The organism is Paraburkholderia sp. BL10I2N1, from assembly GCF_004361815.1.
Lineage (GTDB): Bacteria > Pseudomonadota > Gammaproteobacteria > Burkholderiales > Burkholderiaceae > Paraburkholderia.
In genome coordinates, this window is record NZ_SNWA01000002.1 from 2,229,481 (window position 1) to 2,255,527 (window position 26,047).

Annotated in this window: 24 protein-coding genes and 2 pseudogenes; 14 read left to right on the forward strand and 12 right to left on the reverse strand. The window is 60.3% G+C overall.

Annotation, left to right across the window (positions count from 1 at the left end):
- Window positions 1-3: 3 nt before the first annotated feature.
- The 3 genes from B0G77_RS32135 to B0G77_RS32145 all read left to right on the forward strand — a co-directional run bounded on the left by B0G77_RS32135 (window position 4) and on the right by B0G77_RS32145 (window position 1,977).
- Window positions 4-888, forward strand: a complete 885-nt coding sequence (locus B0G77_RS32135; protein WP_133665902.1) for a DUF2167 domain-containing protein — start codon at window positions 4-6, stop codon at window positions 886-888.
- Between the two features lie 118 nt (window positions 889-1,006).
- On the forward strand, window positions 1,007-1,621 hold the full coding sequence (locus tag B0G77_RS32140) for a hypothetical protein (RefSeq protein WP_133665903.1): 615 nt from the start codon (window positions 1,007-1,009) through the stop codon (window positions 1,619-1,621).
- On the forward strand, window positions 1,618-1,977 hold the full coding sequence (locus B0G77_RS32145; RefSeq protein WP_133665904.1) for a DnaJ domain-containing protein: 360 nt from the start codon (window positions 1,618-1,620) through the stop codon (window positions 1,975-1,977). Before B0G77_RS32140 ends, B0G77_RS32145 begins: the two co-directional genes overlap by 4 nt.
- Before the next feature lie 229 nt (window positions 1,978-2,206).
- Here the strand turns inward: B0G77_RS32145 and B0G77_RS44765 are convergent.
- The 4 genes and pseudogenes from B0G77_RS44765 to B0G77_RS32170 form a co-directional block, all read right to left on the reverse strand.
- Window positions 2,207-3,037 (reverse strand): annotated as a pseudogene (locus B0G77_RS44765) (IS4 family transposase); the annotation flags it as partial.
- Window positions 3,038-3,074: 37 nt separating this feature from the next.
- The gene (locus B0G77_RS32160) at window positions 3,075-4,379 is read right to left on the reverse strand and encodes an IS110 family transposase (RefSeq protein ID WP_166656312.1); all 1,305 of its coding nucleotides are present in this window, start codon (window positions 4,377-4,379) and stop codon (window positions 3,075-3,077) included.
- A 351-nt stretch (window positions 4,380-4,730) separates the two neighbouring features.
- Window positions 4,731-5,009: pseudogene (locus B0G77_RS32165) on the reverse strand (hypothetical protein); the annotation flags it as partial.
- A gap of 50 nt (window positions 5,010-5,059) precedes the next feature.
- Window positions 5,060-5,329: a hypothetical protein gene (locus B0G77_RS32170; RefSeq protein ID WP_133665909.1), complete on the reverse strand. Its 270-nt coding sequence runs from the start codon at window positions 5,327-5,329 to the stop codon at window positions 5,060-5,062.
- 1,686 nt (window positions 5,330-7,015) lie between these two features.
- Between B0G77_RS32170 and B0G77_RS32180 the strand changes: the two genes are divergently transcribed.
- The 4 genes from B0G77_RS32180 (at window position 7,016) to B0G77_RS32195 (ending at window position 9,253) form a co-directional block, all read left to right on the forward strand.
- Window positions 7,016-7,651 carry a 2OG-Fe(II) oxygenase gene (locus B0G77_RS32180; RefSeq protein WP_133665910.1) on the forward strand — a complete coding sequence of 212 codons (636 nt, stop codon included), beginning with the start codon at window positions 7,016-7,018 and terminating at the stop codon, window positions 7,649-7,651.
- 33 nt (window positions 7,652-7,684) lie between these two features.
- The gene (locus B0G77_RS32185; RefSeq protein ID WP_166656243.1) at window positions 7,685-7,969 is read left to right on the forward strand and encodes a hypothetical protein; all 285 of its coding nucleotides are present in this window, start codon (window positions 7,685-7,687) and stop codon (window positions 7,967-7,969) included.
- Between the two features lie 418 nt (window positions 7,970-8,387).
- Complete coding sequence (locus tag B0G77_RS32190; RefSeq protein ID WP_133665912.1) at window positions 8,388-8,900, forward strand: alpha/beta hydrolase; 513 nt, start codon at window positions 8,388-8,390, stop codon at window positions 8,898-8,900.
- Window positions 8,897-9,253 (forward strand): hypothetical protein, encoded by a 357-nt coding sequence (locus B0G77_RS32195; RefSeq protein ID WP_133665913.1) that lies wholly within the window; start codon window positions 8,897-8,899, stop codon window positions 9,251-9,253. The genes B0G77_RS32190 and B0G77_RS32195 overlap by 4 nt, the downstream gene beginning before the upstream one ends.
- Before the next feature lie 206 nt (window positions 9,254-9,459).
- Here B0G77_RS32195 and B0G77_RS43925 read toward each other — a convergent pair whose 3' ends face one another.
- The 6 genes from B0G77_RS43925 to B0G77_RS32225 form a co-directional block, all read right to left on the reverse strand.
- Window positions 9,460-9,936 (reverse strand): hypothetical protein, encoded by a 477-nt coding sequence (locus tag B0G77_RS43925; RefSeq protein ID WP_208116528.1) that lies wholly within the window; start codon window positions 9,934-9,936, stop codon window positions 9,460-9,462.
- Window positions 9,937-10,535: 599 nt separating this feature from the next.
- On the reverse strand, window positions 10,536-10,937 hold the full coding sequence (locus B0G77_RS44770; RefSeq protein WP_243751293.1) for an energy transducer TonB: 402 nt from the start codon (window positions 10,935-10,937) through the stop codon (window positions 10,536-10,538).
- Between the two features lie 337 nt (window positions 10,938-11,274).
- On the reverse strand, window positions 11,275-11,673 hold the full coding sequence (locus tag B0G77_RS32210; protein WP_133665915.1) for a biopolymer transporter ExbD: 399 nt from the start codon (window positions 11,671-11,673) through the stop codon (window positions 11,275-11,277).
- Complete coding sequence (locus B0G77_RS32215; RefSeq protein WP_133665916.1) at window positions 11,670-12,314, reverse strand: MotA/TolQ/ExbB proton channel family protein; 645 nt, start codon at window positions 12,312-12,314, stop codon at window positions 11,670-11,672. Before B0G77_RS32215 ends, B0G77_RS32210 begins: the two co-directional genes overlap by 4 nt.
- A gap of 22 nt (window positions 12,315-12,336) precedes the next feature.
- Window positions 12,337-14,697 carry a TonB-dependent receptor gene (locus B0G77_RS32220; RefSeq protein WP_133665917.1) on the reverse strand — a complete coding sequence of 787 codons (2,361 nt, stop codon included), beginning with the start codon at window positions 14,695-14,697 and terminating at the stop codon, window positions 12,337-12,339.
- A 166-nt stretch (window positions 14,698-14,863) separates the two neighbouring features.
- Entirely contained in the window at window positions 14,864-15,325 is a 462-nt protein-coding gene (locus B0G77_RS32225) for a transcriptional repressor (RefSeq protein ID WP_133665918.1), read from the reverse strand.
- Window positions 15,326-15,413: 88 nt separating this feature from the next.
- On the opposite strand from B0G77_RS32225, the gene zigA reads away from it, so the two are divergent.
- The 6 genes from zigA (at window position 15,414) to B0G77_RS32255 (ending at window position 21,601) form a co-directional block, all read left to right on the forward strand.
- Window positions 15,414-16,640, forward strand: a complete 1,227-nt coding sequence (gene zigA, locus B0G77_RS32230) for a zinc metallochaperone GTPase ZigA (protein ID WP_133665919.1) — start codon at window positions 15,414-15,416, stop codon at window positions 16,638-16,640.
- 170 nt (window positions 16,641-16,810) lie between these two features.
- Entirely contained in the window at window positions 16,811-17,833 is a 1,023-nt protein-coding gene (locus tag B0G77_RS32235; protein WP_133665920.1) for a GTP-binding protein, read from the forward strand.
- Between the two features lie 257 nt (window positions 17,834-18,090).
- Window positions 18,091-19,032, forward strand: a complete 942-nt coding sequence (locus tag B0G77_RS32240; RefSeq protein ID WP_243751294.1) for a zinc ABC transporter substrate-binding protein — start codon at window positions 18,091-18,093, stop codon at window positions 19,030-19,032.
- Between the two features lie 5 nt (window positions 19,033-19,037).
- Window positions 19,038-19,859 carry a metal ABC transporter ATP-binding protein gene (locus B0G77_RS32245; RefSeq protein ID WP_133665922.1) on the forward strand — a complete coding sequence of 274 codons (822 nt, stop codon included), beginning with the start codon at window positions 19,038-19,040 and terminating at the stop codon, window positions 19,857-19,859.
- 24 nt (window positions 19,860-19,883) lie between these two features.
- Complete coding sequence (locus B0G77_RS32250) at window positions 19,884-20,777, forward strand: metal ABC transporter permease (RefSeq protein WP_243751295.1); 894 nt, start codon at window positions 19,884-19,886, stop codon at window positions 20,775-20,777.
- A 2-nt stretch (window positions 20,778-20,779) separates the two neighbouring features.
- Window positions 20,780-21,601, forward strand: a complete 822-nt coding sequence (locus B0G77_RS32255) for an iron chelate uptake ABC transporter family permease subunit (protein WP_133665924.1) — start codon at window positions 20,780-20,782, stop codon at window positions 21,599-21,601.
- A gap of 277 nt (window positions 21,602-21,878) precedes the next feature.
- On the opposite strand, the gene B0G77_RS32260 is transcribed toward B0G77_RS32255, so the two are convergent.
- On the reverse strand, window positions 21,879-22,235 hold the full coding sequence (locus tag B0G77_RS32260; protein WP_133665925.1) for a hypothetical protein: 357 nt from the start codon (window positions 22,233-22,235) through the stop codon (window positions 21,879-21,881).
- 1,135 nt (window positions 22,236-23,370) lie between these two features.
- Between B0G77_RS32260 and B0G77_RS32265 the strand changes: the two genes are divergently transcribed.
- The gene (locus B0G77_RS32265) at window positions 23,371-23,586 is read left to right on the forward strand and encodes a GTP-binding protein (protein WP_133665926.1); all 216 of its coding nucleotides are present in this window, start codon (window positions 23,371-23,373) and stop codon (window positions 23,584-23,586) included.
- 946 nt (window positions 23,587-24,532) lie between these two features.
- Here B0G77_RS32265 and B0G77_RS32270 read toward each other — a convergent pair.
- The gene (locus B0G77_RS32270) at window positions 24,533-25,690 is read right to left on the reverse strand and encodes an IS110 family transposase (RefSeq protein ID WP_133665927.1); all 1,158 of its coding nucleotides are present in this window, start codon (window positions 25,688-25,690) and stop codon (window positions 24,533-24,535) included.
- Window positions 25,691-26,047 lie beyond the last annotated feature (357 nt).

Genomic DNA, 26,047 nt, shown 5'->3' on the forward strand with positions numbered 1-26,047 from the left:
CTATTGTTACGTTATGTAACCAAACGTATCAGAGTATATATCGTGAAATTCGCTCTCGCTCAACCCGGTAAGCGTCTGCTGGTGGCCGCTGTGGTGGCTTTGCTTGTTACCACTGCGCAGGCCGCCGACGCCGTGGGCAAGGACCCTCACTATGGGCCTTATAGCCAGGAAATCGCGTCGATTGGTACATGGAAGGTCAACCAAGGCTATCTATCGCTCGACCCCGCGGATACGACCCGCCTGATGGAGGAGATGCAAAACCCGAACGTCCAGAATAGCTGGCTGTATGCGCCGGAAGGGCTGAAGCGTTGGTTCGCCGTTATCCGCTACGTTGACACTGGCCACGTCAACGACGACGAGAAGATTGACCCAGTTGCAATTCTCGAACAGCTCAAGAAGGGAACCGAGCTTTCGAATGAAGAACGTCGCAAACGTGGCTGGCCCGAAATGCATCTAATCGGCTGGCAGGTAGAGCCACATTACGAGTCTGATACCCAGCGGCTTTCGTGGGCGACCCTCAGTGAGTCGGATGGCCAGAAAATCGTCAACTACACGACGAAGGTCCTCTCGCGGACGGGTGTGGCGACGGTCATCCTGGTTACTGACCCAGCCAGCCTCGACCAGTCCGTTGCCGAACTGAAAACGCAGCTGGACGGGTTCGCCTTCAATCCCGACCAGACGTACGCGGAATTCCGTGGCGGCGACAAGATTGCCGAGTACGGACTGACCGGGCTGATTGTCGGCGGCGCGGCAGCTGCTGCGGTCAAGACGGGCGCATGGAAGTGGGTGGTCGGCATTCTCGCCGCTGGCTGGAAGTTTGTTGCGGCGGCCGTCGTGGCGCTGCTCGCCGGCGTCAAGTCGCTCGTCAAACGGCGGCGCAGTGCGTGAGTACGTTGCTCGGTGACTATAACCGCCTGCTTGCAATTGCCGTCTGGGTGTTCTTTACAAGCGGGCTGTTGATGCTGAAAAGTCCGGGGCACGGGGTTGCATACACGGGAGAACGCGAGTGCGCTTCCCGTCATGGCGCGCGGCCTTTGGCCGGCGTCTCGCGCTGGTCGTGTATCCGATTCACTCGTTCTGGCCAATGGCCGAGGTTGAACTGCTGGCGGCAAGCCGAGCAGGCGCGATGAACGAACTCGCAGGGTCTGCCCAGCAGCTCGCGCGGCCGATGCGGTTTGCCCGTCCTTTTCTGCTTGCGGTAACCGGCATCGTTGTTCTCATCATTCCGGTTTGGGTATTGATGCGAGGCTCTGACCTCATATTCCTCGCTATGGCGACGCTGGCGTATGTGCTGTACGCAGTCGGCCTGGCAGCACTCCTGCAAGCGGGCAAGCAGGAGGACCGTCACCGCCTCCGCGAGCACTGGAAGACACTCCTCGAGCCCTTGCTGTGTTTGCCATACGGGGCACATCTCTGTCGCAAGCTCAGTGAACGCTATCAACTGTCGGTGCCGCTCGTCGATGTTCTTCGCTCCGACGCAGAGCTGACTCCCGCCGACCTGCAGGACCTTTCCTCACACATCGAAGAGCTGAGGAATGTGAGCGACGACCCCGCTGACCTCGCGTTTCTCGCTGAACTCAAGACGCTCATTGATGCGCGCCTCGCCGGACATTCGCAATGAAAATCGCCATTCTGACAATCGCTGCCCTCGTCGGGTTCTGGGTGGTAGGCGCCATCGTTGAACATTTCCAGAAGAAGACTCCGAAAGCGGCTGCGTCCGCAAGCTCAGGCGCTGGACCCAGGCCCACACCCGAGCCGGAATCACCGCGGGTTGACCCCATCGAGGAAGCTTGCCACGTGCTTCAGCTGAACCGTCCTTTCACAACGGAACAGCTGCGCGCGGCGTACCGCCAGCGAATGTCGCAATACCACCCGGACAAGGTCAATAGCCTCGGTCCGGAATTCCGCGAGCTCGCTGAGAGCAAGTCGAAGGAAATCAATCGGGCGTTTGACCTACTAGCTAGATTTCCGAGATGACAAGCGACGATAACCGCCGACGCGCACTCGACGCAGGACAACACGAACTGAAGGGTGAGGATAATTACTACGGCGCGAGTATGACGGCGGCGCATACGAATCCCCTTGCCAGCTTGAGACTTGGGCAGATGCACTGTAGACGTTTTCACGCTTTGTAAATTCAAACGCCTCAAATTCGAACCTTAGGGGCACTTCGTTATACATAAGTGTCGTTACGACCATCATCACGTCACAAGCGCATTGTTTCTGCGGCGATATGAACTTTCTTGAGTCCACTCCAGATGGTTTTCGCGCCGGGTTCGCCGTCGCCCTTGCGACCGAGGAATCCGCCCAGGCGCGCGACCAACCGCAACACTTCGTTGAGCTTTGGTTGCGCCGGAGCTCGGGTTTTCGTGAGCAGGTAGGCGGCACGGATTTCATCGGGATCGAAGAACAGATGTGCGTCCAGATCGGGGCAGGTTCGACCCAGTCGCATAGGATAGGCCACCCGCCAGGCCACCACCAGAAACAGCGCCAACGCGCGCTCGGGCCGTTCGATCGTGCCCAACTGAAGCTATTCGACCTGGCACCCGTTTTTCAGGATGTTGGACAACTCGATTTCCCAGCGCGCTCGATACCAATCGATCAATTCGATCGCCTCATCCAACGTGGTTGCCACAGGGTTGGTCAGCAGGCGCCATTCGATCGGCTTGACGCCGGGCGGCGTGTCAAATTCGCGCGCGACCAGGCACGTCGCAGCGATGCACTTGCCCTTGCTGGCGGGCAACTCGACGCGCTGCAGCCACAGGCGCTGATGCACCGTGCGCGCTTTGACGCCATGACGTGAAGCCATCGTGAAGGCGATTTCTCCCACCGCTTCGCCGCGGGTCGCGCGCTCCCAGAGCTTGTCGCCCTCGGGCAGGCAGCGGTTATGAGCGGCACGCACCAGCCAGTCGGCCGGGTTGCCCAGCGCATCGACTCGCTCCATCAGCGCCATCAGATCCGCTTCGCGGTCGGCCACATACATCAAGCGCGTGGATGGCAGACTCGGCGCCATCTCGGCGATGCGCTCATGGCCTTCCTTCACCCTTTCCATGAACCTCCCGCGTCCATGGTTTTCATGCCGTTGCGTGATCAGCGGTCGATAGCGGAACGAGTTCGCGTCCCAATTCCTTTGCAAGCCGCTTCAGAGCGCGTTCCTTGCTCTTGCGTACCTGCTCCTCATAGCGCGCGAGCCCCTGCTCGACATAGTCATCTCCCTTCACCATCACGCGCCAGAACCAGCCAGCCAGTTTGCGCGCCAGCGCCTTGGTCGCGATGAGACCGCCGCGACGCGCGGCAAGGCGCCGGTAAAAGCCTCCGAGCGCGATGTCCTTACTGCGCACCAGACTCTGCGCCATCATGCAAAACAGTTGGCCTGTGCGATTACGCCCGCGCCGCACGCCTTTCTTGCGTTTGCCGCTGTCGTGGCTACCCGGCGCCAGCCCGGCCCATGCGGTGAAATGTTTCTCGGTGGGCCAGATGCTCAGGTCGATGCCGACTTCGCCGATCAGTTGCAGCACGCCGTACTCTGACAGCGCGGGCAGCCTGGTCAGATCGCGTCCGCCGCACATCTGGGCGAGTATTTCCCGCAGCCGGGTGATATGCGGGGCGTTGACACCCGTTTGTCTGGTGGATCTGGGCAACGGCGGCGGTGCCTCGTCATGGGGCGGCAGCACGGCTGCAATGCGTCGGTCACAGTCGGCGATGAGCTTCTGGTAGTGGTCCCAGGATTGCAACGCCTGTTCCAGCAAAAAGAGGTGCTCGTCGGCCCAGGTGCCGCGCAAGGCCTCGATGACAGCCTGCTTTTTCCGGCGCCGGATCTGCACGGCACACAGGGCGGCAAGTGCCTCGGGAGAGCGTTCTCCGGCCACGATCGCGCGGACCACGGCCAGGCCACTGACACCGCTCAGGGAAGCAATCACGTCGTGCAGCTTGATATTCATCCGGTCGAAGGCTTTCTGCATCAGTTGCACACAACTGGCAGCCGATGCGACATGATCGGCACGCAGGCGCAGGTAGTCCTGCAACCGGCGGATGTCGGCCGCAGGCACGAAACCGGCGTGCAGCAACCCATGCATATGGAGGGTGGCCCCCCACTGGCTGTCTGCCATGTCAGTCTTGCGTCCGGGCAGATTGCGGGTCTGCCGGCCGTTAACCATGCGCACCTCCAGACCTGCGGCCTCAAGCAGCCCGTAAAGGGGCAGCCAGTAAACGCCGGTCGCTTCCATCGCGACCGAATGGACACCTTCTGACAGCAGCCAGTCACGCAGCGTGTGAAGCTGTGAGGTCACGGTACCGAACACTTTCGGTGTATCACCACCCACCGAGACATGCATGTGTTCGCTGCCCACGTCCACGAACGCGGCGAGCGGATCCAGCAAAGGAAGCTTGTTGTCTGACATGGGAGCTCCGAATCTGCGAATCACAATGCGCACCGCAGCACCGACCCGGCCGCGTCACAGGGATACCAAATCTTTCCAACGGGAAGCAAAGCTCACCAGAATGTGCGACTGACAGCGACCAGAGCTAGTCTTTAGTACAGGCAATCGAATAGGCGATGCACTACAGCTGGAATCAGCCACGCTGTCGGCGCTACGGCGCGTGGCATAACGATACCCGGTTCATGGTCCGTGTGCGGTTTTTGCCAAAAAACTGGCCGCTTTAGTTGATCGTAGCCTTCGGCTTTGCCGGCAAAGAAACTGTCGATCCAGTTGGCTTCCGTCAGTTCTGCCTTATCCAAAGGCCGAACTTAAAGTGACGCACTGCGTTGCTATTGGCGACTGAACCAGCATGCCCGCCCCCCAGCATATCAGCCTGACCTTTTGTGCTTTTTGGATGGTTGCGATCTTATCTTCAGCAGACTTGTCCATCGAGGCTTGGACCTCATGAAACATTTCATGGCCACAAAGGGAGAGATACGGCTGGTTGAACGCGTTTTTGCTGATGGCAGTAACCGTGCCGGAGATCCACAAGGTTTTTCCCTTGTACTCGTTGTCGGCCGCGACTTCATTTGCATCGTACTTTCAGCTGAGATCGACTGCTGTTACCTTTACCGGCGAACCTAGGTTTTGGGCATGCCAGTCATGCAGCAGAGCGCTCTCACCCGTGGACCAGACTTTAAGATCTTCAGCGCGACTCCATCCTTGGCCAGCTTGATCGTCTCAGGGTCAAACTGAGGAGGTGGTGGGGCTGTCGGCGCGGTGAGTTTGGTTGTTGCCACCGTGGCCGTCTTGGCCGACTCGCCTGGTGCATGCGATTTGTGCGTAAAGGGCGAGAATGCCACCAGAACAAGCACACCCCCACCGATCCATTTCAAAGCCTTGTTCATCATTTACCTCTTACCTCGCGTGCCAACTCTAAAAGGAGGGGAACTGTGTTCCCCTTCACCTTTCAGCGTGGAAAGCTTGGCTGGGCGCAATCGTGGTGGATTGCCGCATGTCGAGGCTCTACTCCAGAGACCGGGCCGAGAGTCGACGAAAGTAGGGCGCCGTCATGCACAGCGGTGCTGCGGCAAAGCAATGCAGTGGCGCAACGATGCATGCTGGCGGCTAGACGAGCTGACAGCCGATTACCGCGCTGCGTCCAAGGACGATCGTGCCCCCAATCGCCAATGCCAACTGGGCATCAAACGCGTCGGTAGTGACGGTGGTATGAAATGGAGCCGGCTTTTGATCACCACTTCACGCGTTGTCGGATGTATGGAGGATTCGCTTAAGGAGTTCCGGGTAAGACCGGGCTGTGGCTACCGCACTGCGGAATGCGGAGCGCATCATGCATTGGGAATTCTTACGTGGGGCCAAGGTCGCTGACTGGCTCGGGAGCACTGCGGTTGTCGTTGAGAACGTACGACCGCAGATCAGAAAGCGCCTCGAATCGCCCCGCTTGTGAGTGCACGTCCGACCGGCAAGTCATGGCAAACGCGTGAGTTGAGGCGCACGTCCCGGATAGTAGCTAACGAATTACTGGCGACCCGAAGCGTCGCGAGCCGATAGCCCGTTTTGCCGGGCTTAACCGACGCCTGAATGTCCGATCGACGATGCGGGCGAACGACTCTTCATGGCCGTACCCGGCCTGTCGCGACCTTCCGTTCTCGACCCAAGGGGCCGAATCCCCTTCGTTCGTTAGGCAACACACCGGCATCGAGTAGGCCAAGGCCTCGCGGTTTTCATCCAACGAACTGTGGGAAACTGCTTGCTCGCTCACGCTGTGCAGGAATGCCGGCGATGGCTCGGACCGACGTCGGCGACGCGCATTGCATTTTGGAAAGAATCTCCGGGGGTGCTTACGGATATCGAACGTAAACCTTGTGAGGTTTGACATGACTACGAATGACGAAGATGGTTTGTCCGCTGGCCCAGTTCCAACAATCGACCCCGTGAACCAGGCGGATGACCCGCCTGTGCCCGATCCAGTAATCGACCCGATGGACACGATAGTCGACCCCGTAACCCCGGGACTCGAGCCATCGTTATCTGGCGACCCCATGCCGGAGCCGGGTGAGGAACCCGTTGCAGTTGTGACTGCACCTCCCCCGCCTGAATTAACTGATGTAACTGATCCTCCCGTTGAGGGTGGTGGTGGTGATGGTGACGGTGGTGGTGGTAAAGACGATCCAGATCCCGGCGAGTGATAGTCGTAGTCGCCTGAACTTCGCACGTTGTTGAGCTCGGCGTTCAATAAATGAACGCCGACAACTCATTCCGAACTTCACAAACCAGCGCGCTCATCTGCCGACAGCGATGTTCGAGAGCCCTGGATACGGCGGTACGCGTTGTAGTGTCGAAGCGCGCCTTGCTTGTCCCCTCGAAGTTCCTTGAGTCTTGCAAGGTCGTAGTGTGCGTCCGCGTAATCCGGCTCAATCGCGAGGCACTTGCCGTAGCCCACGTGGAGAGCCGGCCACAGGACCCGTAAGAAGTCGGTGCTACTATCTTTCGCTCAGATCAAGCACCCTTGCCGATGCCCGCCTCGGACGGCCGTTCGAATTTCCACCCAGCACCTTCGTTCGAAGGAACAAGCAGTGACCCGATCACACTCGCCGGCGCGTTTCGATGCACCCGGAGATGAACAGCATCGACGTATCGTGGATGCCATTCATGACCATGGCTGGTCGGAACAGGACAATTTTTTTCCGCCGGATTTGACGCTCGCGCTGGCGTTGGAATGTGCAGCGCTTGCGACGGCCGGGACGCTCACATTGGCGCTTGTCGGCCAGGGCGCGGCACGTTCTCTTCAGCCCGATGTGCGCGGCGACCGGATTCAGTGGCTGGAGGCGGGCCAGTCCGAAGCCCGCGACCGGTATCTCGCGATCATGGAAATGCTGCGTATTGCGTTGAATCGCGGGCTCTTTCTGGGACTCGAAGAATACGAAAGCCACTTCGCATGCTACGCCCCGGGCGCTTCGTATCAGCGACACCGCGATCAATTTCGCGATGACGATAGCCGCACGGTGTCCGTCATCGTCTATCTGAATGCGGACTGGCTGCCTGAGCACGGCGGTGCATTGCGGCTACATCCTGAGGGCTTGAGCACGCAGGACATCTCGCCAGTCGGCAGCCGGCTCGCAGTGTTTCTATCCGCCGACATGCTGCACGAAGTATTGCCTGCAACGCGCGACCGCATGTCGCTCACGGGATGGTTTAGACGCCGCTCGTGATCTCCCAGGCCGTTCCGGGGCACCGTGATTTTCGTGCTGCTCACGCTGGCGATTACCCGCTGGGTAGCCCGGCGCACCCGGTCAGCCTCGGATTATTACGCCGGCCTGACCGGCCTGCAGAATGGCCTGGCAAACGACGGTGATATGGTGTCGGCCGCGTCCTTCCTGGGCATCTCCGCGCTGATCGTGAAGGTGTTTTCCGGGCCGCTCAGCGACTGGCTCGGGCGGCGCAAGGGGCTGCTGTTGCTCGGCGACGGGCTGGCAGGCCCGAACTGTGCCCTTCGACGCTGTACCGGGATTGCGCAGAGGATCGTTTAAGCAACGCCGACGCCATCGATACGTGTGATCTTCAGCGATAAATGGCGGTGAATTTTCAGCGCTATGTGGCGCCGATGAAGAAGGTGCTGCGGGGGCTTCGATGCGATGCGTTCTCGGAACAACAGCCCAAGGGCAGTTCACGACCCACTTCCGCCTCTCCGGTAGGTTTCGCGAACGACGGCTCTCGGACCGCTATGAGACGATGGCCGATGTCGTTTTGAACTACCAGTCGTTGGTGGGTCGGGTGGAGATGCGCCACCATCGCACACGTGACGGCCCGATCAAAAGAGAAGACGCATTCGTTAGCAAGCACCTCAATCAGCACGGAAACCGCGCCGGCATATGGCCGGATACCGGCCTCTAAACTGGTCATCAATATCTACTGCGTGATTCGTATGAAGGTCAAATTGGAAAGGCAATGACGAAGACGATACGCTGCCAGTGGGACAGTGGAGAGATCGCGCTGGACGTGGATGAGGCCGGCAGCGGCGCTTCGGTCGTCCTCCTGCCGGCCCTGAGTACGATTTCCACGCGCCTGGAGATGCGCCCGCTGCTCGACTTGCTCGCGCCTCAGTTTCACGTGACGACGGTTGACTGGCCGGGGTTCGGCGATCAGGCGCGGCCAAAGGAAGGATGGTCGCCGGAGCTTCTCTCGGCGTTTCTTAACTGGTTCCTAAGCCACATCGTGGCACCACCGCACGCCATTGTGGCGGCCGGACATGCAGCCACCTATGCGCTTTACCAGGCCGTCTTGCGGCCAGGTACGGTTGATCGCCTGGTCCTCGTCGCACCGACGTGGCGCGGCCCGTTGCCGACGATGAGGGGTGGCCAGCGGGCCTGGTTCTCCCGTGTGCGCGCTGCGATCGATCACCCCCTCGCTGGCCCGCCTCTCTACCCGGCTCAACGTTCAGCCGCCATGTCATCACCATGATGGCGAGAGAACACGTTTACAGCGATCCTGACTGGCTTGACGGCGATCGTCTCGCGGCCAAACTCGCCGTCACCCGTGCACCCCGTTCGGTACGCTTTGTGACCGGTGCGCTAGACCGGGTCGCCAACCGTGCGGCGTTCCTTGATCTTGCGCGCCGGGCCAACAATGCGATCCTCGTGATCTACGGCGATCAGACGCCGCCGAAATCGCGTGCCGAAATGGAGGCGTTAGGACAATTGCCAAATGTTCAGGTTGAATGGGTCATGAAGGGCAAGCTCGCGATTCACGAAGAGTTTCCAGAAATCGTCTCCATTGCCATCAGGCGGTTTTTGACGAAGGAATCGCCGCTTTAGACGATCAACGACAGACGGGCATAGGCAGACGCTCTGGAATGCTTCCCCTATCAACTGTCTGACCGTGCATCAACTATTCGCGCGTGTTGTCGGGCGCTGCGTGAAATCCATTTGCTCAACGCTCTCTTCGATCGCATATGGGGTAACCCGCCAGTTCGCTCCTGGGCGCCGACAGTTACTTGAAAGCCACCATCAATTCACTTCCATCAATCGGTGGATTGAGGGATGATGGAGCGAGTCCCTGTGAACGGGTCCTTTGCTGTGCTCAAGCTGCTCGACAGCGTGTTTACCCAGGCAGAAGAGCCGAGCCCGCGCCCGGAAAAGAAGGCCCCCCATCCACCGCGAGGAGAGTCACCATGAGCACCTGTCACGAACCACACCATGCGCATCACGACCATCAGCATAGTCCGGATTGCGGCCACACAGCGATCAGGCATAACGATCACGTCGACTATCTGCATGACGGTCATCTGCATCACCCGCACGGCGATCATGTAGACGAGCATAGGCTCGAAGTGAACGCGAACAATCCCGATCAATGTACACCGGGCTGCGGCGGCCACGCGCCGGGCCACGTCCATGGCCCCGGGTGCGGCCACGAACCTGTGCCACATGGGGACCACGTTGACTATCTCGTCGACGGTCACCTGCATCATCCGCACGGAGATCATTGCGACGATCACGGCCCGGTCGAACTCGCCTGAGCGAGCGATGAAAGGCGATTGATGCCTTTGAAAACGGACTGATCTCAGTCGAACGGAGTCTGCCCGCGGATTGCTGCTCACCACGGCGGGATACGCGTCGCCCCTGCACCGAAGCACGTCGTGTTGACAAAAAAATAAAGTTGTATAGTGCTGACATTGATTTCGAACGATTTTTTGCGAGCAATGCGGTGACATCGCGGAAAGTTGTATAGTCGCCCCTTTGATTTAAAAGGGGAAAGTGTCTAAAAACGGACCATAAATTCGCGAGTATTCAGCGCGTTCGGGATACGATCGCTGATCGCTGATCGCTGATCGCTGATCGCTGATCGCTGATCGCTGATCGCTGATCGCTGATCGCTGTACTGCGTGACTAGAATAGGTCGGGCACGGGAAGTTCGACCTGGGTGGCGGTCGGCCAGGAAATGACGGTCACCTCATCTGTTTCAGCTGACCGGAACCTGGGCTTGCCCGGACGCTCGTGCAATAGAGTCGCCTGCTGCCCACGAACGTCCACCGTTGGTCGGCCCCGGAGCTGGCCACCTCGCGCTTCTGTCCGGCTGGAGTGACCGCTCATCGCTTTAGCTCACGTTAAAGTGCACGCGAATGTCCTGCTGGGTTTCAACCGGGTGCCCGTCCTGCATTGCTGGAAAGAATCGCCAGCTTCGCAAGGTCTCGACAACAATCTGATTCAGCCGCGGGTACTGCGTGGGCTTGATGAGCTCGACAGCGACGGATCCGTCTGTATGGATCACAAGACGGGCTACCGCTACCGTCTGGTAGGCCTGCTCGCGCAACTCGTCGGGAACTGAGGGCAGCGGTTGCGCGATAGCGCGCGCCGGCGAGTTGCCGGGCGCCGATCCCGCGGACGCCCGCTCAGCGGTTGTCGCGCCACGGTCGGAAGACGGCGAGGGTGCTACTGCCGTCGCCGTTTGAGGGGGCGTGGCCTCGGGTTTCGCGGCCGGCTCCGGGGCGTGTGTCATCGCCTGGGACTGCCGAGCAGGAATTGGTGGGCGAACCAGCAGCGTCGGGGCGCGCGCAGCTTTGACTAACGGCTGTTTCGGAGGATAGGCCTTTTGCGGCTTGGCGGCCGTCTGTGTTGAACGTGCTATCGCAGCATGCAACGGTGGAGCGACATTCGGAATTTCAACGACCCTCATCTGCATCGGCTGTTCCAGCGTAGGTTCGGGTACCGGTATTGCGTGCAGACTCCGTCCCAGCACAAAAAGAAATATTCCCCATACAAGTGCGCCCAGTGCCGCGGCCATCGTGACCCTGACGTTCCGGCTGTCACCCGCCATGATGAGACGCCGCCATGGTCTATTCACGATGAACTGCAACGAGAAAATGTTCTGCTCCCGCACGACGGGCAGCCAGCATCGTCTGTACGACCACGCCATGTCCCGCTGCATCGTCGGCGGCTATGATGACGTCATGGTCCGGGCGCAGTGCGCGCCTGACAGCCGGTTCTACCTGATCGGGACGAACAGCCTCGCGGTTGACAAAAATCGCGTTGCTCCGGTCAATACTCACAGTCGGTGGTCCATCCGCGGACATTTGCTGCGCGCGACCCGACGGCAGGTTCACCTTCACGGCGTCCAGTCGTTGCATGGCGAGCGACGCCAGCATGAAAGTCGCCAGCAGAAAGAACATGACGTCGATCATCGGAATGATTTCGATGCGACCACGCTTCGCGGCGCGAGAGCGACGAAACTTCACGGCGCGGCACCCTGTCCTTCCGAAGCGAGGCGAATCTCGCTGATACGCTCGTTCGCAAACGACTCGAGTTCGTCCATCAGTCGTTCAAGGCGCCGTGAAAAGTAGTTGAAAGCGAACAGCGAGAACAACGCGACCACCAGGCCAACAGCGGTTGCCACCAGCGACTGGGCGACGCCGCCCGTGACGCCGCCCGGATTGACGAGGCCATTTCCGCCGAACAGCTGGAATGAATGCATCATACCCACGATCGTGCCCAGCAATCCAAGGAGCGGTGCTGCGGTCACGATCGTCTCCAGCACCCAGAAGCCCTTGCTCATGTCCCGCTCGATCGCCGCCGCGAGAGTTTCGGTCTTCGCCTCGCGGTACCAGATGGGTGCAGTTGGACGGTCCGAAAGCGGCACGCTCAGGCGCCTGAAAACATGTCGCGCCGGCAGCGAATCCAACCCCTCGATGAGGGAGCCGGAGGACATGCCTGCGGCAGCCGGGGGCCGCGCACCTGTATCGGGCGTACCGGCAAAGCGCAGAAAAACATATGAGCGGTCGATCACAATCGTGATCGCGAGGATGGCAAGCACACTGAGCGGATAGATCACCCATCCGCCGAGCTGCACTGCACCCAGAAAAGTCGTCCAGTCTTTCATTTCAGCATTCCCTGGTTACGCATCAGAAGTTCTTGGTAATGCCCGCATAGACAGCGATGCGCGGTCCGTACTGGGGTGCGCCCACGCCGATGCCGGAGCCGTCGCGCAGTTCATACACACGGTCGAATGCATTGATCACCAGCAGGCGGGCATCGAACTTGCCGATCAGCGGGTTATTGACATTGAAGTGCTGGATGACGCCGAGATTCACCTGCGTGTACCAGGGCACGCGATCGGTATTGGCGAATCCACTGCGAAGACCACTGCCGATTATGCTGTCAACCGTGAAGGTGGTCTGACCGAGCGTGTAGGTGCCGCCGAATGACGCTGACACGCGTTGGTCGTGGTCCAGATACACCCAGTGGCTGGCGATGTAGGCAAGTTTATCGGCGCCGAAATTGAACTGTGCCGAGTTGATGTTTTTACCCTGGGCACGACTGAACGCGACGTTCATGTAGGCGGACACGTTATCCTGCCTGTAGTTCGCGGTGAACTCGACGCCGTAGACCCGGCCGTACTGGTAATTGAACGGCGTGAAGATCAGCGCGGTGCCGAACTGACCCTCGTCAAGCAGGTTGCTCGACTTCTTGTAGTAGGCGTCGAGACCGACGGTGAGGGCTGAACTCAGCCGCTGCGTTACGCCAAGGTCAAAGTAGTGGCTGCGCTCGGGCTGCACCGGATCGTTCTGCCCCGACACCGCGGCCGTGGTCCCCGCATAACGGGCAATGTCGGCGTTCGACACCAGTTCGAAGGCGGGTGGTGTGAAGTAGCGCGCGTAGCCTGCGTGAACCGTGGTCGATGGCGTCAGCGCGTACACCATGCCGACGCGCGGACTCAGCTGGCTGGCGCTGACATACTCATCCATCTTGTCGTAGCGCAGGCCGTAGTTGATCGTCAGCTTGCTGGTGACCTTCCACTCGTCCTGCACATAGGCGCTATACAGATAACCGGTCTTGCTGCTCGAGTCAGGAATGCTGATCGGCTGGTCGGAGGACTGGTTGCCGTTTTCGTCGACCGGAAAGACGGAGAGGTTGTTGTCAAACACAGCGTGTTCCTGCTGGACGAAGATGCCCGAGCGGATCGTATGCCGGTCGTTGAGCCGGTAGGTGGTGTCCAGTTGTACCCCATTCGCCGTGTCACTATGGAAGTCACTTGACGCGACGCCGTTAAACAGCAGATCTCCGATCGGGTCCGGATTGAACTTCGTGCGCGAATATCGGGTCACGAAAGCCAGTTGATAGTCGAGCGCCCCGCCGTTCGTTCCCTGCAGGGTCACCGCGGCAAACTGGTTCAGCTCCGACTGCGTTTCGTTGAGCTGGCTCGAATCAAAGCTATTGACGCCATTGAGCGTGAACGAAGGCGTCAACCCGGGGGTATTGGGGATCTCGAACTGGTTGCTGGTGACACCGAACATCACGCTTACGCGTGTAAGCGGGTTAATGATGTACGACATGTAACCGAACGCGTTCCCCTGACGCGTGTGATCGTGTAGCGCGTTGGCGCTCGAGGTCGGGTTTTCGATCCCCAGATTGTTCTCGCCGACCGACCCGCTGAAGTAATAGCTGAATGGCCCCTGGCTGCCAAAGACGTCACCGCTCGTGCGGATCGTCTGGCGACTGCCGCCGAACACATCGATCGAGCCACCGCTGCCGACATCGCCCGATTTGGTGCGGATGTCGACGATACCCGCAGTCCGGTACCCATACTGCGCAGGCAGGGCGCCGGTGAGAAAATTCATCTGGTCAATAATTCGCGTGTCCAGCGATTGCCCAAAACCGCTGATCGGTTCGGGGATGATGATGCCGTTGATGCGGTACTGCAGATTGGCGTGATCGCCCCGTACGTGCAACTGGCCGAACGAGTCACTCGCGACACCGGGCGCCTGCATCAGGACCTGGTTAAGCGGGGTGTTCTGGCCGGCTGGCAGGTTGTTGATGTCACTCTGGCTGAAGCGATAGACGCTGCTGCCCGTTTCGGGCAGCAGGTCGTTGCGCGCCCGGTTCAGACGCTGGGCGTTGACCTGCACATCGAGCGCGTCACTTTTTGCGAGCGCGATGGACACCGAGCTTTCCTGTCCCGGCGTGGTGGTCGCGATGCTGCTGCCACTGGCAAAGCCGGGGGCGGTGACGACGATCGCATACGTACCCGGGTTGACGTGGTCGAGTATGAAATGACCTTTGGCATCGGTTTGCGCGGCCCCTACGGCTTTGCCGCTGGCATCCTGAATGGTGATGGTCGCTTTGCTGAGGGGCTTGCCCGAGTTGTCCACGATTGCACCGGTTATCGAGCTGTCGTCCGCCGCGTATGCGTGAGCCGCAAAAGCGAACAGCAGCAGCGCAGCCTGTGTGAGGTGATGGCGATTTCTGTTAGGTATGCGAATCATGAGTTCGTCCGCCTAGTGCAGAATTTCGTATGGGGGTGATTTCACGCTGGCTCAAAGCCGCAGGTGCGCGGTATTGCCGTTGCAGCAATACACGAAGGTACCGTCTGAGACGCAATCAAAAACAAATGTGATGTTATATCATTGCGTTTCAGAATAAAACCTGCTGTTACTTTTTTCTGGCAGAAGAGGTCGTCGCTGCGCGCTGGGTGCAGTCCTCACAGATGCCCTTGATCTCGGTTTGCTGTCCCTGCACCTCGAAGTGAGCGGTCAGTGCCGTGTCGAGCAGCGCCTGTTGCAGCTCGGTATTGTGCAACGGGCGAACGGAATGGCAGTGCATACAGACCGCGAAGATTTCGTGTTGGCCTTGATTCTCCTCGGTCAGGCGGAACGTGCTCGTTGTCGAGACGTGCCGGACCAGGCCTTCACGAATCAGGAACTGCAAGGCGCGGTAGATGGTGGGTGGCGCGGCATGAGTGGACTGTCTGTTGAGGTCCTCGAGCAACTGATAAGCCGTGGCCGATCCGCCACGCGCGGCGAGCAGGCCGAGTACCCGTCGACGCAGTGGCGTGAACCGTCGGGTTCTCGCTGCAGGCGTCTCGTCGCCTGTCGGTGATTGCGGATTGGGCATTGAATGCTCCACCTGAAAGTGCTAAAAATTCAACCTGCCGATTATGCAATGTTATAACATACCACTAAAGACAACAGCCTGAGCAATCATGAACAAGCTTCCTGTCACTGTCCTTTCGGGATTTCTCGGCGCCGGCAAGACGACGCTACTTAATCACGTGCTCAATAACCGGGAGGGCAGACGCGTTGCCGTCATCGTCAACGACATGTCCGAGGTGAACATCGATGCGCGCCTGATACGCGAGGGTGGTGCGCAGCTGTCGCGCTCCGAGGAGCGGCTGGTCGAAATGAGCAACGGCTGCATCTGCTGCACCTTGCGGGAAGATCTGCTGGTCGAGATCCGGGAACTGGCCGCTGAAGGGCGGTTCGATTATCTGCTGATTGAGTCGACGGGCATCTCGGAACCGCTCCCGGTTGCCGAGACGTTCACGTTCCGCGACGACGCGGGCCTTAGCCTGTCCGACGTGGCGCAACTGGACACCATGGTAACCGTTGTAGACGCGTACAACTTTGTGCGTGACTACAGTTCACACGACCGCTTGCATGATCGGGGCAAAACGATCGGAGACGAAGACGGGCGCACCGTTGTGGACCTCATCACCGAGCAGATTGAATTCGCCGACGTGATCCTCCTCAACAAGGCCGATCTCGTCCAGCCGGAAGAATTGACGCAACTGAAGGGCGTACTGCGCAGCCTCAACAGCCGTGCGGAAATCGTGACCTCGGCTTTTGGACAGGTGCCGCTTGAAACGGTGATGGGCACCGGACGTTTCGACTTCGAAGCGGCCTCGCAGGCTCCCGGATGGCTTAAGGAAATGCGTGGCGAACAGATTCCTGAAAGCGATGAATACGGCATCACGAGCTTCGCGTATCGGGCGCGCAAACCTTTTCATCCCGTGCGGTTCTGGAACTGGATACAGGCGGAGTGGCCGGGCGTAGTGCGTTCTAAAGGCTATTTCTGGCTTGCTTCGCGCAACGACCTTGTGGGCACCTGGTCGCAAGCCGGGGCGATTTCCCGGCACGGTCTGGCTGGCAGATGGTGGGCCGCCGTACCTCAAAGCCACTGGCCGCAGGACGCCGAAAGCTGCGCAATGATCGCGCAGCGCTGGTCAGCATCATTCGGTGATCGCCAGCAGGAACTGGTGCTCATCGGCACGGGGATCGACGAAGCTGCCCTGCGTGCGGGGTTCGATACGTGTCTTCTGACGAACGCCGAGATGGGCTCCGGCCCGGCGGTCTGGGAAAACTACGAGGATCCGTTTCCCGCGTGGTCCATGCAAAATCCGACTGAAAGCAGCCAGGTGGACGGCGAATGATCCGGGGCCTGACTTCCTTGCGTGATGCCCCCTAAACGGTAATACGGAGCTTGAGTTTCACGTCGCGCATTCTTCTTGTGGCCATCGCCCTGGCGCGACGCTGTCGATACGTGCGTGATAGTTCTGGTCTTCACAAGGCAAACCCTCTACCTTTTCGGAGAGACACCATCATGAGTTCGTTTGATGCAAATCCCGACCGTATCCCGACTACGATACTCACCGGCTTCCTCGGCAGCGGCAAGACCACACTGCTCAATCGTGTCCTGACCGAGCATCACGGCGGACGCGTCGCCGTGATCGAAAACGAATTCGGTGAAGCGGGCATCGACAGCGAGCTGCTTGTGCAGGACGGCAACGAGCAGATCATCGAGATGAACAATGGCTGCATCTGCTGTACGGTGCGGGGCGATCTCGTGCGAATTCTGGCGTCGCTAGCCGAGCGGCGTGACGCAGGCGAGCTCAAGTTCGACCGGGTCATCATCGAGACGACCGGACTCGCCGATCCCGCACCCGTTGCGCAGGCGTTTTTTGTCGATGAGGCAGTGCAGGAGAATTACCTGCTCGACGCGATCGTCACGGTGGTCGATGCCAAACACGGGAGTGCGCAGCTCGACGAACATCATGAAGCGCAGGAACAGGTTGGTTTCGCAGACCGCATCCTCCTGTCGAAGACCGACCTGGTCACACCCGACCATGTAGAGGCCATGACCGCCCGCCTTCGCCAGATGAACGCACGCGCGCCCATCGAGCATGCAGATTTCGGCAGGACGGATATCAACAAACTGCTCGATATCCGCAGTTTCGATCTCGATACGATCCTTGAGATCGAACCGGATTTCCTTGAAGACGCGCATCACGATCATGACGATGACGTGTCGTCGTTTGTGTATCGCTCGGCTGTTCCGCTCGATGCAGACCGGATCGAGGATTTTTTCGGCTCGATCGTGGAGATTTATGGCACCGCAATGCTGCGCTACAAGGGCGTGCTGAATCTGGCCGGCGTCGAGAGCCGGATGGTTTTCCAGGGCGTTCACATGATTTTCGGCGCTACCGTCGGCAAACCGTGGCGCGACGACGAAGTGCGGGAAACAAAAATGGTCTTTATCGGCAAGCACCTGCCAGCCGACCTCTTCAAAACCGGGCTGGACAATTGCGCAACTGGCTCTAGCGTCAAATCATCTGGCGATGCATGAGCTTTCAAAATCGTTCATTTTCGAAGCCGCGCATACGCAATGCCGATTGCCCGATCGGATCGAGTGCGCGGCGGTTGTCCGAACCGTGGCCGGCCCGCAGACCCATCGGCTGACAGGGCGAGACGGGCGAAATTTATAGAAGGCCTCTCTTCTGTTTTCAATGACCGCGACAGGGTATTCAAATGACAGATTTCAACGTGTTGCCTCGCAACCCGATTAACGTGCGTTCGCGGTCCACTGCACGACGGAACGCATCCTTGCCCCGGCCAGTCTGGCGTGGCGCCTGGCTTGCCCTTTTCGCGACGTTCGCACTGACGGCCTTGCCCTGTGGGAACGCCGTTGCGGCATCGTCGGCATCGGGCGTTATCAACGCGATCGGTATCGAGAACGAATATGCCGATGTGATCTCGCAGATTGGCGGCAAGTATGTTCACGTCACGGCAATCGAAACCGATCCGAATACCGACCCGCACACGTTCGAGGCCAACCCGAAGGTCGCGTCGCAGATCGCCTCTGCCGATCTGATCGTCAAGAATGGCGTCGGTTATGACGCCTGGGCAGACAAGATCATTGCTGCCGCGCCGAACGGCAAACGCAAGGTCATCGACGTGCAACATCTGCTGGGGTTACCGGATAGCACACGAAACCCGCACCTCTGGTACGACCCGAAGACCATGCCGGCGGTGGCGAAAGCGATCGCCGCCAACCTGTCCGCGCTGCAACCTGCGCAGGCCGAATATTTCCAGAACAACGCGAAGAAGTTTGACGCGTCGCTCAAGCCCTGGTTGAAGGAGATCGAGTCGTTCAAGGCACGTTACGGCAAGACGTCCGTCGCGGTCACCGAGCCGGTGGGAGACTACATGCTTCAGGCAGCCGGGACGGACATCGCCACACCCTTTAGCCTCGAGGCCGCAATCATGAACGGCACGGACCCGTCGCCGCAGGACGTGAGCACGCAGAACAAACTGTTCACGGACCACAAGGTCAAGGTATTCGTCTACAACCAGCAGGTCACGGACGCGCTTACGCAGTCGTTCCTCAAGCTCGCCAGGGAGAATGGCATCCCGGTCGTAGGCGTCTACGAGACGATGCCGACCCCAGGCTTCAACTACCAGTCGTGGATGCTGGCCGAGGTCACCGCCTTGCGCAAGGCAGTGGCCGGCAAGACCTCGACCGAAACGCTGCACGCGGGGAATTGAACGGTATGCTTACCCGAAGCGAGGTGCTTGCTGTTGACCGGGTGGGTGTCTCGTTTCCGGGACACAGCGTACTCCATGACGTCGACTTCAAACTGGACGCGGGCGAGTTCTGTGGCCTGATCGGGGCTAATGGTTCGGGCAAGACGACGTTGCTGCGAACCATCCTGGGTTTTCAGAAAACCGCGGCAGGCAGTGTCAGGATCAACGGGCAATCGGGCCTCGGGTCGTCAGGCTACGTGCCGCAGAAAATCATGCTCGACCCGTATCTTCCTCTGCGTGGGCGGGACATGGTCGCCCTGGGCCTTGACGGCCACAGGCTGGGGCTGCCCATACCGTCGAAAAAGCGCCGGGCGGCGGTCGACGAAATGCTCGAGGCGGTGGATGCAGAACACTTCGCGGACCGGCGGATCGGTGACCTTTCCGGTGGCCAGCAACAACGGATCCTGATCGCGCATGCCTTGATCCGGCGACCCAGATTGCTGCTGCTCGATGAGCCGCTTGCGAATCTCGACATCGGCAGCGTTGCCAGCATTGTCGCCCTGCTGCGACGTCTGTCGATCGAACAAGGAATCACGGTGCTGCTGTCCGCACACGACATGAATCCCTTGCTGCCCGTGATGGATCGCATCGTCTATCTCGCCCATGGGCGCGCCGTCAGCGGCCGGGCGGACGAAGTCGTGCGAAGCGAGGTCCTGACCCGGCTGTACGGCTACCACATCGATGTCGTCCGCGTTCATGGCAGGGTGCTCGTGATCGCCGCGGACAGTGCAGACGAGATACGTACGGCACGTGAGCGGGAACCCGCTCACGCGTTGCAGATCCCGTAGACCATGATGGATTTTTCGTCTGCAATGATCTTCGCGTCTGGGTTTTTCACGAACGAGCCGGTCCGCACCGCCATGATGGTCGGTGGTGGGGCCGCGCTCGTATCTGGCGTAGTCGGCGTGTTCACGGTCATGCGAGGCCAGTCATTTGCGGGCCACGCGCTCGCCGATGTCAGTAGCGCGGGTGGCGCAGCCTCATTTCTCCTGGGGATCAATCCGCTGCTCGGCTTTCTGATCATGGCTCTTCTCGCCGCGGGCGGAATGGAAATGGTCCACGTGCGACGCGCCCGCGAGCGTGACCTTGTAACGGGGGTGGTGCTGGGCGCAGGACTCGGCCTGGCCGCCCTGCTGCTGTACATGGACGTCACGTCGGGCAGTACGACAGGGGCGGCCATCACAATCATGTTTGGCTCGATGTTCGCCATTCCTGCGTCCATCGTTCCTCTTGCTCTTGTGGTCAGCGTCGGTGCACTCGTCACGATGGGGATGATTTATCGACCGCTACTCCTCAGTTCACTCGACCCCGACCTCGCTGCGGTGCGAGGGGTGCAGACACGTCTGATCGGACTGCTGCACCTGCTGGTTCTGGCACTGGCCGTTTCGCTTTCGGCGATTACCGTTGGTGCAATCCTGTCCACGGCGCTGCTGATCGGGCCGGCTGCGATTGCGCTGCGTCTGGCGAAGCGGCCTGCATGGGCGGTGCTCATTGCGGCGCTGATGGGCGTGGGCGCCACATGGGGCGGCATACTTCTCGCGTATGACAGTTATTACTGGACACCGGGCCATGGCTGGCCGGTGAGCTTTTTTGTGGTCACACTGATTTTCATGATGTATGTCGCGACGGGTCGCACCGGACGTGGCCGGGAGACCGGTTCGGGCGCTCGCGCATTGATCCGGGACCAACGGCCGGATGAGGTCTGACGATGTTCTCCAGTTTCATGATCAACACGTGGGTCGTCGCGACCATCGTTGCGGCCGTTGCCGGTTGTGTCGGCTTCTTTGTCGTCGTTCGGGGGGCTTCGTTCGCCGCACACACGTTGCCGCTTGGAACCTTTCCTGGCGCTGCAGCCGCAAGCCTTATCGGTGTCAACCCGCTGTTCGGTCTGATCGCCTTCTCCGTCATCGGCGTTATCGGGATCAGCCAGCTCAGCCGCAGGGGGCGGCCCGAAGTTGCCACGGCACTTTGTCTCGTCACGCTGCTCGGGTTGGGGGCACTGTTCCTGAGCATGACAAGCGAGTACTCACAGGAGGTTTATGCGCTGCTCTTTGGAGAAGTGCTGGGCGTCAGCAACAGTGATCTTGCCCCGATCGCGATCATGAGCGTTGTGTCGGTCGCGCTTATCGCACTTGTGTTTCGTCCGCTTCTGCTGACCGCCGTGTCACCTGAACTCGGGGGGGCCAGGGGCGTATCGAGCAAACGGATTGAGTTGTGGTTTCTGGCGATACTTGCGCTTTCAACATCGGTGGCGTTGCCCGTGGTGGGGGCGTTGCTGGTGTTCAGTCTGATGGTGGGTCCCGCGTCTGCCGCGCGCTCCCTGAGCGACCGCCCGGTTGTTGCCATGTTCCTGTCGGTGGGCATTTCGCTGGTCACGGTATGGGCCGCGATTGTTCTCTCGTACGAGTCGAACTGGCCCGTGGGATTTTTCGTCGGCGCGTTCGGTGCGATTTCCTATGCGCTGGGGCGACTCGTCGCCGGGGCAGGCGGCCCGCGTGGTCTGCCAAAAGTTGCTGAAGCCAGGCATTAGCAACCAGACCCGCTGCAACGGGGTATAGCAGGTGGCCTTGGATAAGACCCAATCATCGTTCGGACCGTGTACGTTTCACATGGTCGCGGCGAAGTATCGGACCACCCGCCGTATGGCCCCAGTTGGCCAGAGGCTGGACTGCACCATGATGCACACGAGGCTGCGGGATGAGCGGGCACTGCCCTCCCGGTATTCAGTCGCGCGAGGCTGAGGCTGGTCCCAACGTGTCTGCGTTGGTTTGTGGGCGCCCGTCAGGGCATCCAGGTTTCGATTTCGCTCAGGGTGACGTCACCTGCTCGACCGGTCCGTGGTCGTCGCAGTGGTCACCGTGCGGATGATGCAGGTGACCGCCGACAAGATAATCAACGTGATCGCCATGCGGCACCGCTTCGTGGCCGCACCCGGGTCCGTGGACGTGACCCGACTCGTGGCCGCCGCAGTCAGGCGTACATTGATCCGGATTGGTCGCGCTCACTTCGAGCTGATGTTCGTCCACATGATCACCGTGCGGGTGATGCAGGTGACCGTCGTGCAGATAGTCGACGTGATCCTTATGCCTGATCGCCGTGTGGCCCCATTTCGGACCGTGCTGATGATCGTGATGGGTATGATGTGGTTCGTGACAGGTGCTCATGGTGACTCTCCTGAAGGTGTGTCAAGGGTCTTCTTTTCCGGGCCCGGCCCTATCGCTGAACATGCTTTCGAGCAGCGTGCGCAAATACCCGGTGAAGACACGCGTCTCGTCGTCGGCTCACCAACCATGCTATATGCAATATCTTCAGATATGGGAAAATGCGTCCGGGTTTCGCATCGTCCGCCTCAACCAGTTCCGTCGGGCAACGTTTGCCCTACGAGAGCAGGATGATCAGCCGCAGGCGCGTCACGGCTCGCATCAAACATTGCACCTGCTATCCAGGTGGCGGACGGATACCGCTATTAACGCAAGCGCCCAAGACTCGTTCACACGGTTTCACTCCATCATCTCTCAATCCATAGATTGTCGGTGCCCGGGGGCGAACTGGTCAGCTACGCTATGTGCAATGGAATCTAGCGTTTAGCTAAAATCGATTTCAAGCGGGACCCGACAAGAAGCGTGCGTCGTTGAGCCAGCGCCGGTTCGCCGAATCGGAGATGCATCGCGTACCAGCGGTGTGATACGGCTGGACTCGCGCTGGGCGAGGTTCCACCAGCGCGCGTTGCGGGAGCGCCCCTCGCCAGCGCCGCGCGCGTTCACTCCGGAGCGTCAGGCTATGCCGTGCTGCCATTGATTGGCTCAGGCGGCGATTATTCTGTCAGAAACCGCCTGACGGCGATGGAGACGATATCCGGAAACTCTTCGTGAATCGCGAGCTTGCCCTTTACGACCCGCTCGACCTGAACGTTCGGCAATTGTGCTAACGCCTCCATTTCGGCACGCTATCTCGGCGGTGTCTGATCGCCGTAAATCAGGAGGAGCGGAATATTGGCTCGGCGGGCAAGATCAAGGAACGCTGAGCGGTTGTCGACCCTGTCAAGTGCACCGGTCACAAAGCGTACCGAGCTGTGCCGCGCTCCGGGTGCGCGGGTAACTGCGAGTTTGGCCGCGAGACGATCGCTGCCAAGCCAGTCAGGATTACTGTAAACGTGCTCTCTCGCCATCATGGTGACGACATGGCGGCTGACGTTGAGCCGGTAGAGGAGCGGGCCAGCGACCGGGTGATCAATGGCAGCGCGCAGGCGGGAGAACCAGGCTCGCCTGCCACCCATCATCGTCGGTAGCGGGCCCGGCCATGCTGCGCTACAAGGGGGTGCTTGATATCCATGGCGTTGACCGTCGCACCGTCTTCCAGGGCGTGCACATGATCTTCGGTGCGAACATCGACAAGCCGTGGGGTGGGGTTGACGAGAGTGAAACGAAGATCGTCTTCATCGGCAAGCAGTTGCCAGCCGATCTTTTCAGGTTGGGGCTCGACAATTGCATGATTCGCGAAGACCTGCGGCAGTGACCTGCGCGGTCATCTCCTGATTGACGTTCGGAGTTGTACGGCATGGCTATACCACCGCTTTCGCGGTGCAGCCCAGAGTGGGAAGCAGAATACGTCGTGTCGACGGACCTCGGAACTACGTTGTCCAAGCGGCAGTCCCGAAGACTTCGGCAATTATTAATTGTTAGCAGTGCGAAACTGCCGTTAGCGGCGCACTGTCGAATGTCCTTTCCTGGCGTGCGCCGTGCAAAGGCGGCGCTTTTCCCAGCGGGTGCAAGCCCCGCCCGGCAACCGCTCCAGCCGGAAGCAACCGGAGCAATCGTGGAGGTAACGAAGCGGTTGAAGCCTTCGGTGAAGCGTGTCACGAAATACGGTGACAGCGCGAGTGTGCAGGCCGTAACGCGAGTGAACGCCGAGCAAGCCTCGAAAAAGGACGATGCGCAGGCCGACCTGACTGCCATATCGGGGAAGGCTTCTATGAGCAGCAAGTTGTCAAGGCGTTTCACGCGAACTGACTGCGAATCACACATGGATGCACATCGGGCGGGCTCGTAAAGAAGCGCCGTAGCGGTGTCAAGGGCAGGTGAAGCCTGAGCGCAGCGACCCTTGACACTGCGAAGGCGCAATAGGCTGGCCCGGGCGGGCGAGCGCAGGTGATTGCGTTCGCCAGCCTGCAGGGCGAATTTCGGCCTTCCATTGCTGCGATCGATTCGATGTCCCGTCTGGTCTGAAGCCAAATCGCCGCGCGCGTGGGACCTGACGTCCCACCGACTTCTATCCGCTGGCACTGGGGCCAGCCTCATCCGGTATGCGCGTTGTGCCGACCTCGTGAGCGGGAACATGCCCCATCTGAAAAATCGGTTGCGTGAGCAACCCGCCTTCCCCACGGGCATGTTCGCTTCAGACCATATGCACCTCCCATGACTCGTCGGATTTTCCTGGCTCTGCGCGATGGCTGACGCGGCGCTCAGGCGGACTTGAACTGTGCGCCCGCAGGGATGACACCGTCCCTCAGGTAGCGCCACAGGGCAATTGCGAGGCGCCGTGCCACCGCCACGATTGCGATGCGCCGCGCGCGGCGGTTCGGTCCCGTGCCCTGCGTGCGCTGGTTGAACCACTGTGTCAGTGCACTGCCGGGCTGGTGGCGCAGCCAGCACCACGCCATCTCGACCAGCAGGGCACGCACGCGCCGGTTGCCCTGCCGGCTGATGCCCTGGTCTGTCTGGCTCTCGCCGCTGTCCCAGGGCTGCGGCACCAGCCCGACGCACGCGCCCACCTGGCGTGGGTTGCTGAACTCCCGCCAGAACAGTTCGAGCGCGAGGCGCGACGCGCCCACTTCGCCAATGCCCTTCAGGCGCGCCAGGGCATCGCTGCGCTGGCGCGCGGGCGCCGGCACGCTTGTCTGTCGCGTCTTCTCCAGCGTGGCGAGTTGCTGCTGCGCCAACGCCAGCCGTTCGCACTCGCGCAGCAGGCGCTCACGCAGCTCGGGCGGCAGCGGCGTGCCGTCATGACAGCGCACCTCGTCACGGGCGAGCCGGCCGGCGAAGGCCCTGTGGTGGACCTCATCCCAGCAGCCGAGCGTGGCCAGCAGTTTGCGCATCCGGTCGAAGTGCTGGTTCACTTCCTTGTGCAGTTGCCCGCGATCGCGCATCAGCTGGCGCGACGCTTCATCCTGGGCGGAGGGCACGTGCACCACATGCATGCGGTCGCGCTCGCCGCGCAGCCACGCACGCAGGTTGATCACCAGCTTGATGGCATCGAGCCGGTCGGTCTTCGCGCGTCGCCTGTGGCGCTCGACCGGAATGCTGGCCGGATCGACGACGTAACATTCAATGCCACGCGCCTGCAGCGCGCGACAGATCCAGAACGCGTCCTGGCCGGCCTCGTAGCTCACGACGATGCGCACGCCGGCCGGCAGCGACCACTTCAGCTTCTGTTGTTCAATGACGTCAAGGACGGCCTGCAGGCGGTCGGCGGCCAGCGGCTGCGCGACCGTGTGGACGGCGGGCTTCTCGCGCCGGCCATCGTGCAGCGCGACCTTCCACTTGCTGGCGGCCAGCTCGAGCGAGACCGCGAGCACGAGTTCCTCATTACTACCCGTCGTGAACGTCTGATCGGTGCGCATGATGCCTCTCCTCGTAGCAAGGTTCGACCAACTGATTTTATGACTCGGTTCGGTTTACCCGCAGATGTCCCGATACATAGGATCTGATACGGCTGGGTGAACGAGCAGGCAGGACGCCCAGTCGCTGCGCCGGGGTAGTGGCGACAGCATGCACACAAGGGAAGCGCACGCAACACGGGAAGCCCCCTGGCGTGGTCAGGGATGACCAACCGGACGCCCGCGAGGGACAGGCCGGGCGCCTTGGGGTGACGGAGAGGCCCGTATTACCGTTGAAGCTGGTGTAATGCTGGTGGAGGGAAGGGGCCTCAGTTCAAGACAGACGCAATACGTAGTGAGGACGTGGAGATTGGGCAACCT

Coding starts and splice junctions, on each gene's coding strand:
- B0G77_RS32220 (WP_133665917.1), bottom strand. CDS start 14,697: ATGATTCGCATACCTAACAGAAATCGCCATCACCTCACACAGGCTGCG.
- B0G77_RS32145 (WP_133665904.1), top strand. CDS start 1,618: ATGAAAATCGCCATTCTGACAATCGCTGCCCTCGTCGGGTTCTGGGTG.
- B0G77_RS32260 (WP_133665925.1), bottom strand. CDS start 22,235: ATGAGCACCTGTCACGAACCACATCATACCCATCACGATCATCAGCAC.
- B0G77_RS32250 (WP_243751295.1), top strand. CDS start 19,884: ATGATCTTCGCGTCTGGGTTTTTCACGAACGAGCCGGTCCGCACCGCC.
- B0G77_RS32245 (WP_133665922.1), top strand. CDS start 19,038: ATGCTTACCCGAAGCGAGGTGCTTGCTGTTGACCGGGTGGGTGTCTCG.
- zigA (WP_133665919.1), top strand. CDS start 15,414: ATGAACAAGCTTCCTGTCACTGTCCTTTCGGGATTTCTCGGCGCCGGC.
- B0G77_RS32195 (WP_133665913.1), top strand. CDS start 8,897: ATGATGGCGAGAGAACACGTTTACAGCGATCCTGACTGGCTTGACGGC.
- B0G77_RS32225 (WP_133665918.1), bottom strand. CDS start 15,325: ATGCCCAATCCGCAATCACCGACAGGCGACGAGACGCCTGCAGCGAGA.
- B0G77_RS44770 (WP_243751293.1), bottom strand. CDS start 10,937: ATGACACACGCCCCGGAGCCGGCCGCGAAACCCGAGGCCACGCCCCCT.
- B0G77_RS32235 (WP_133665920.1), top strand. CDS start 16,811: ATGAGTTCGTTTGATGCAAATCCCGACCGTATCCCGACTACGATACTC.
- B0G77_RS32265 (WP_133665926.1), top strand. CDS start 23,371: ATGCTGCGCTACAAGGGGGTGCTTGATATCCATGGCGTTGACCGTCGC.
- B0G77_RS32215 (WP_133665916.1), bottom strand. CDS start 12,314: ATGAAAGACTGGACGACTTTTCTGGGTGCAGTGCAGCTCGGCGGATGG.
- B0G77_RS32170 (WP_133665909.1), bottom strand. CDS start 5,329: ATGATGAACAAGGCTTTGAAATGGATCGGTGGGGGTGTGCTTGTTCTG.
- B0G77_RS32255 (WP_133665924.1), top strand. CDS start 20,780: ATGTTCTCCAGTTTCATGATCAACACGTGGGTCGTCGCGACCATCGTT.
- B0G77_RS32190 (WP_133665912.1), top strand. CDS start 8,388: ATGACGAAGACGATACGCTGCCAGTGGGACAGTGGAGAGATCGCGCTG.
- B0G77_RS32270 (WP_133665927.1), bottom strand. CDS start 25,690: ATGCGCACCGATCAGACGTTCACGACGGGTAGTAATGAGGAACTCGTG.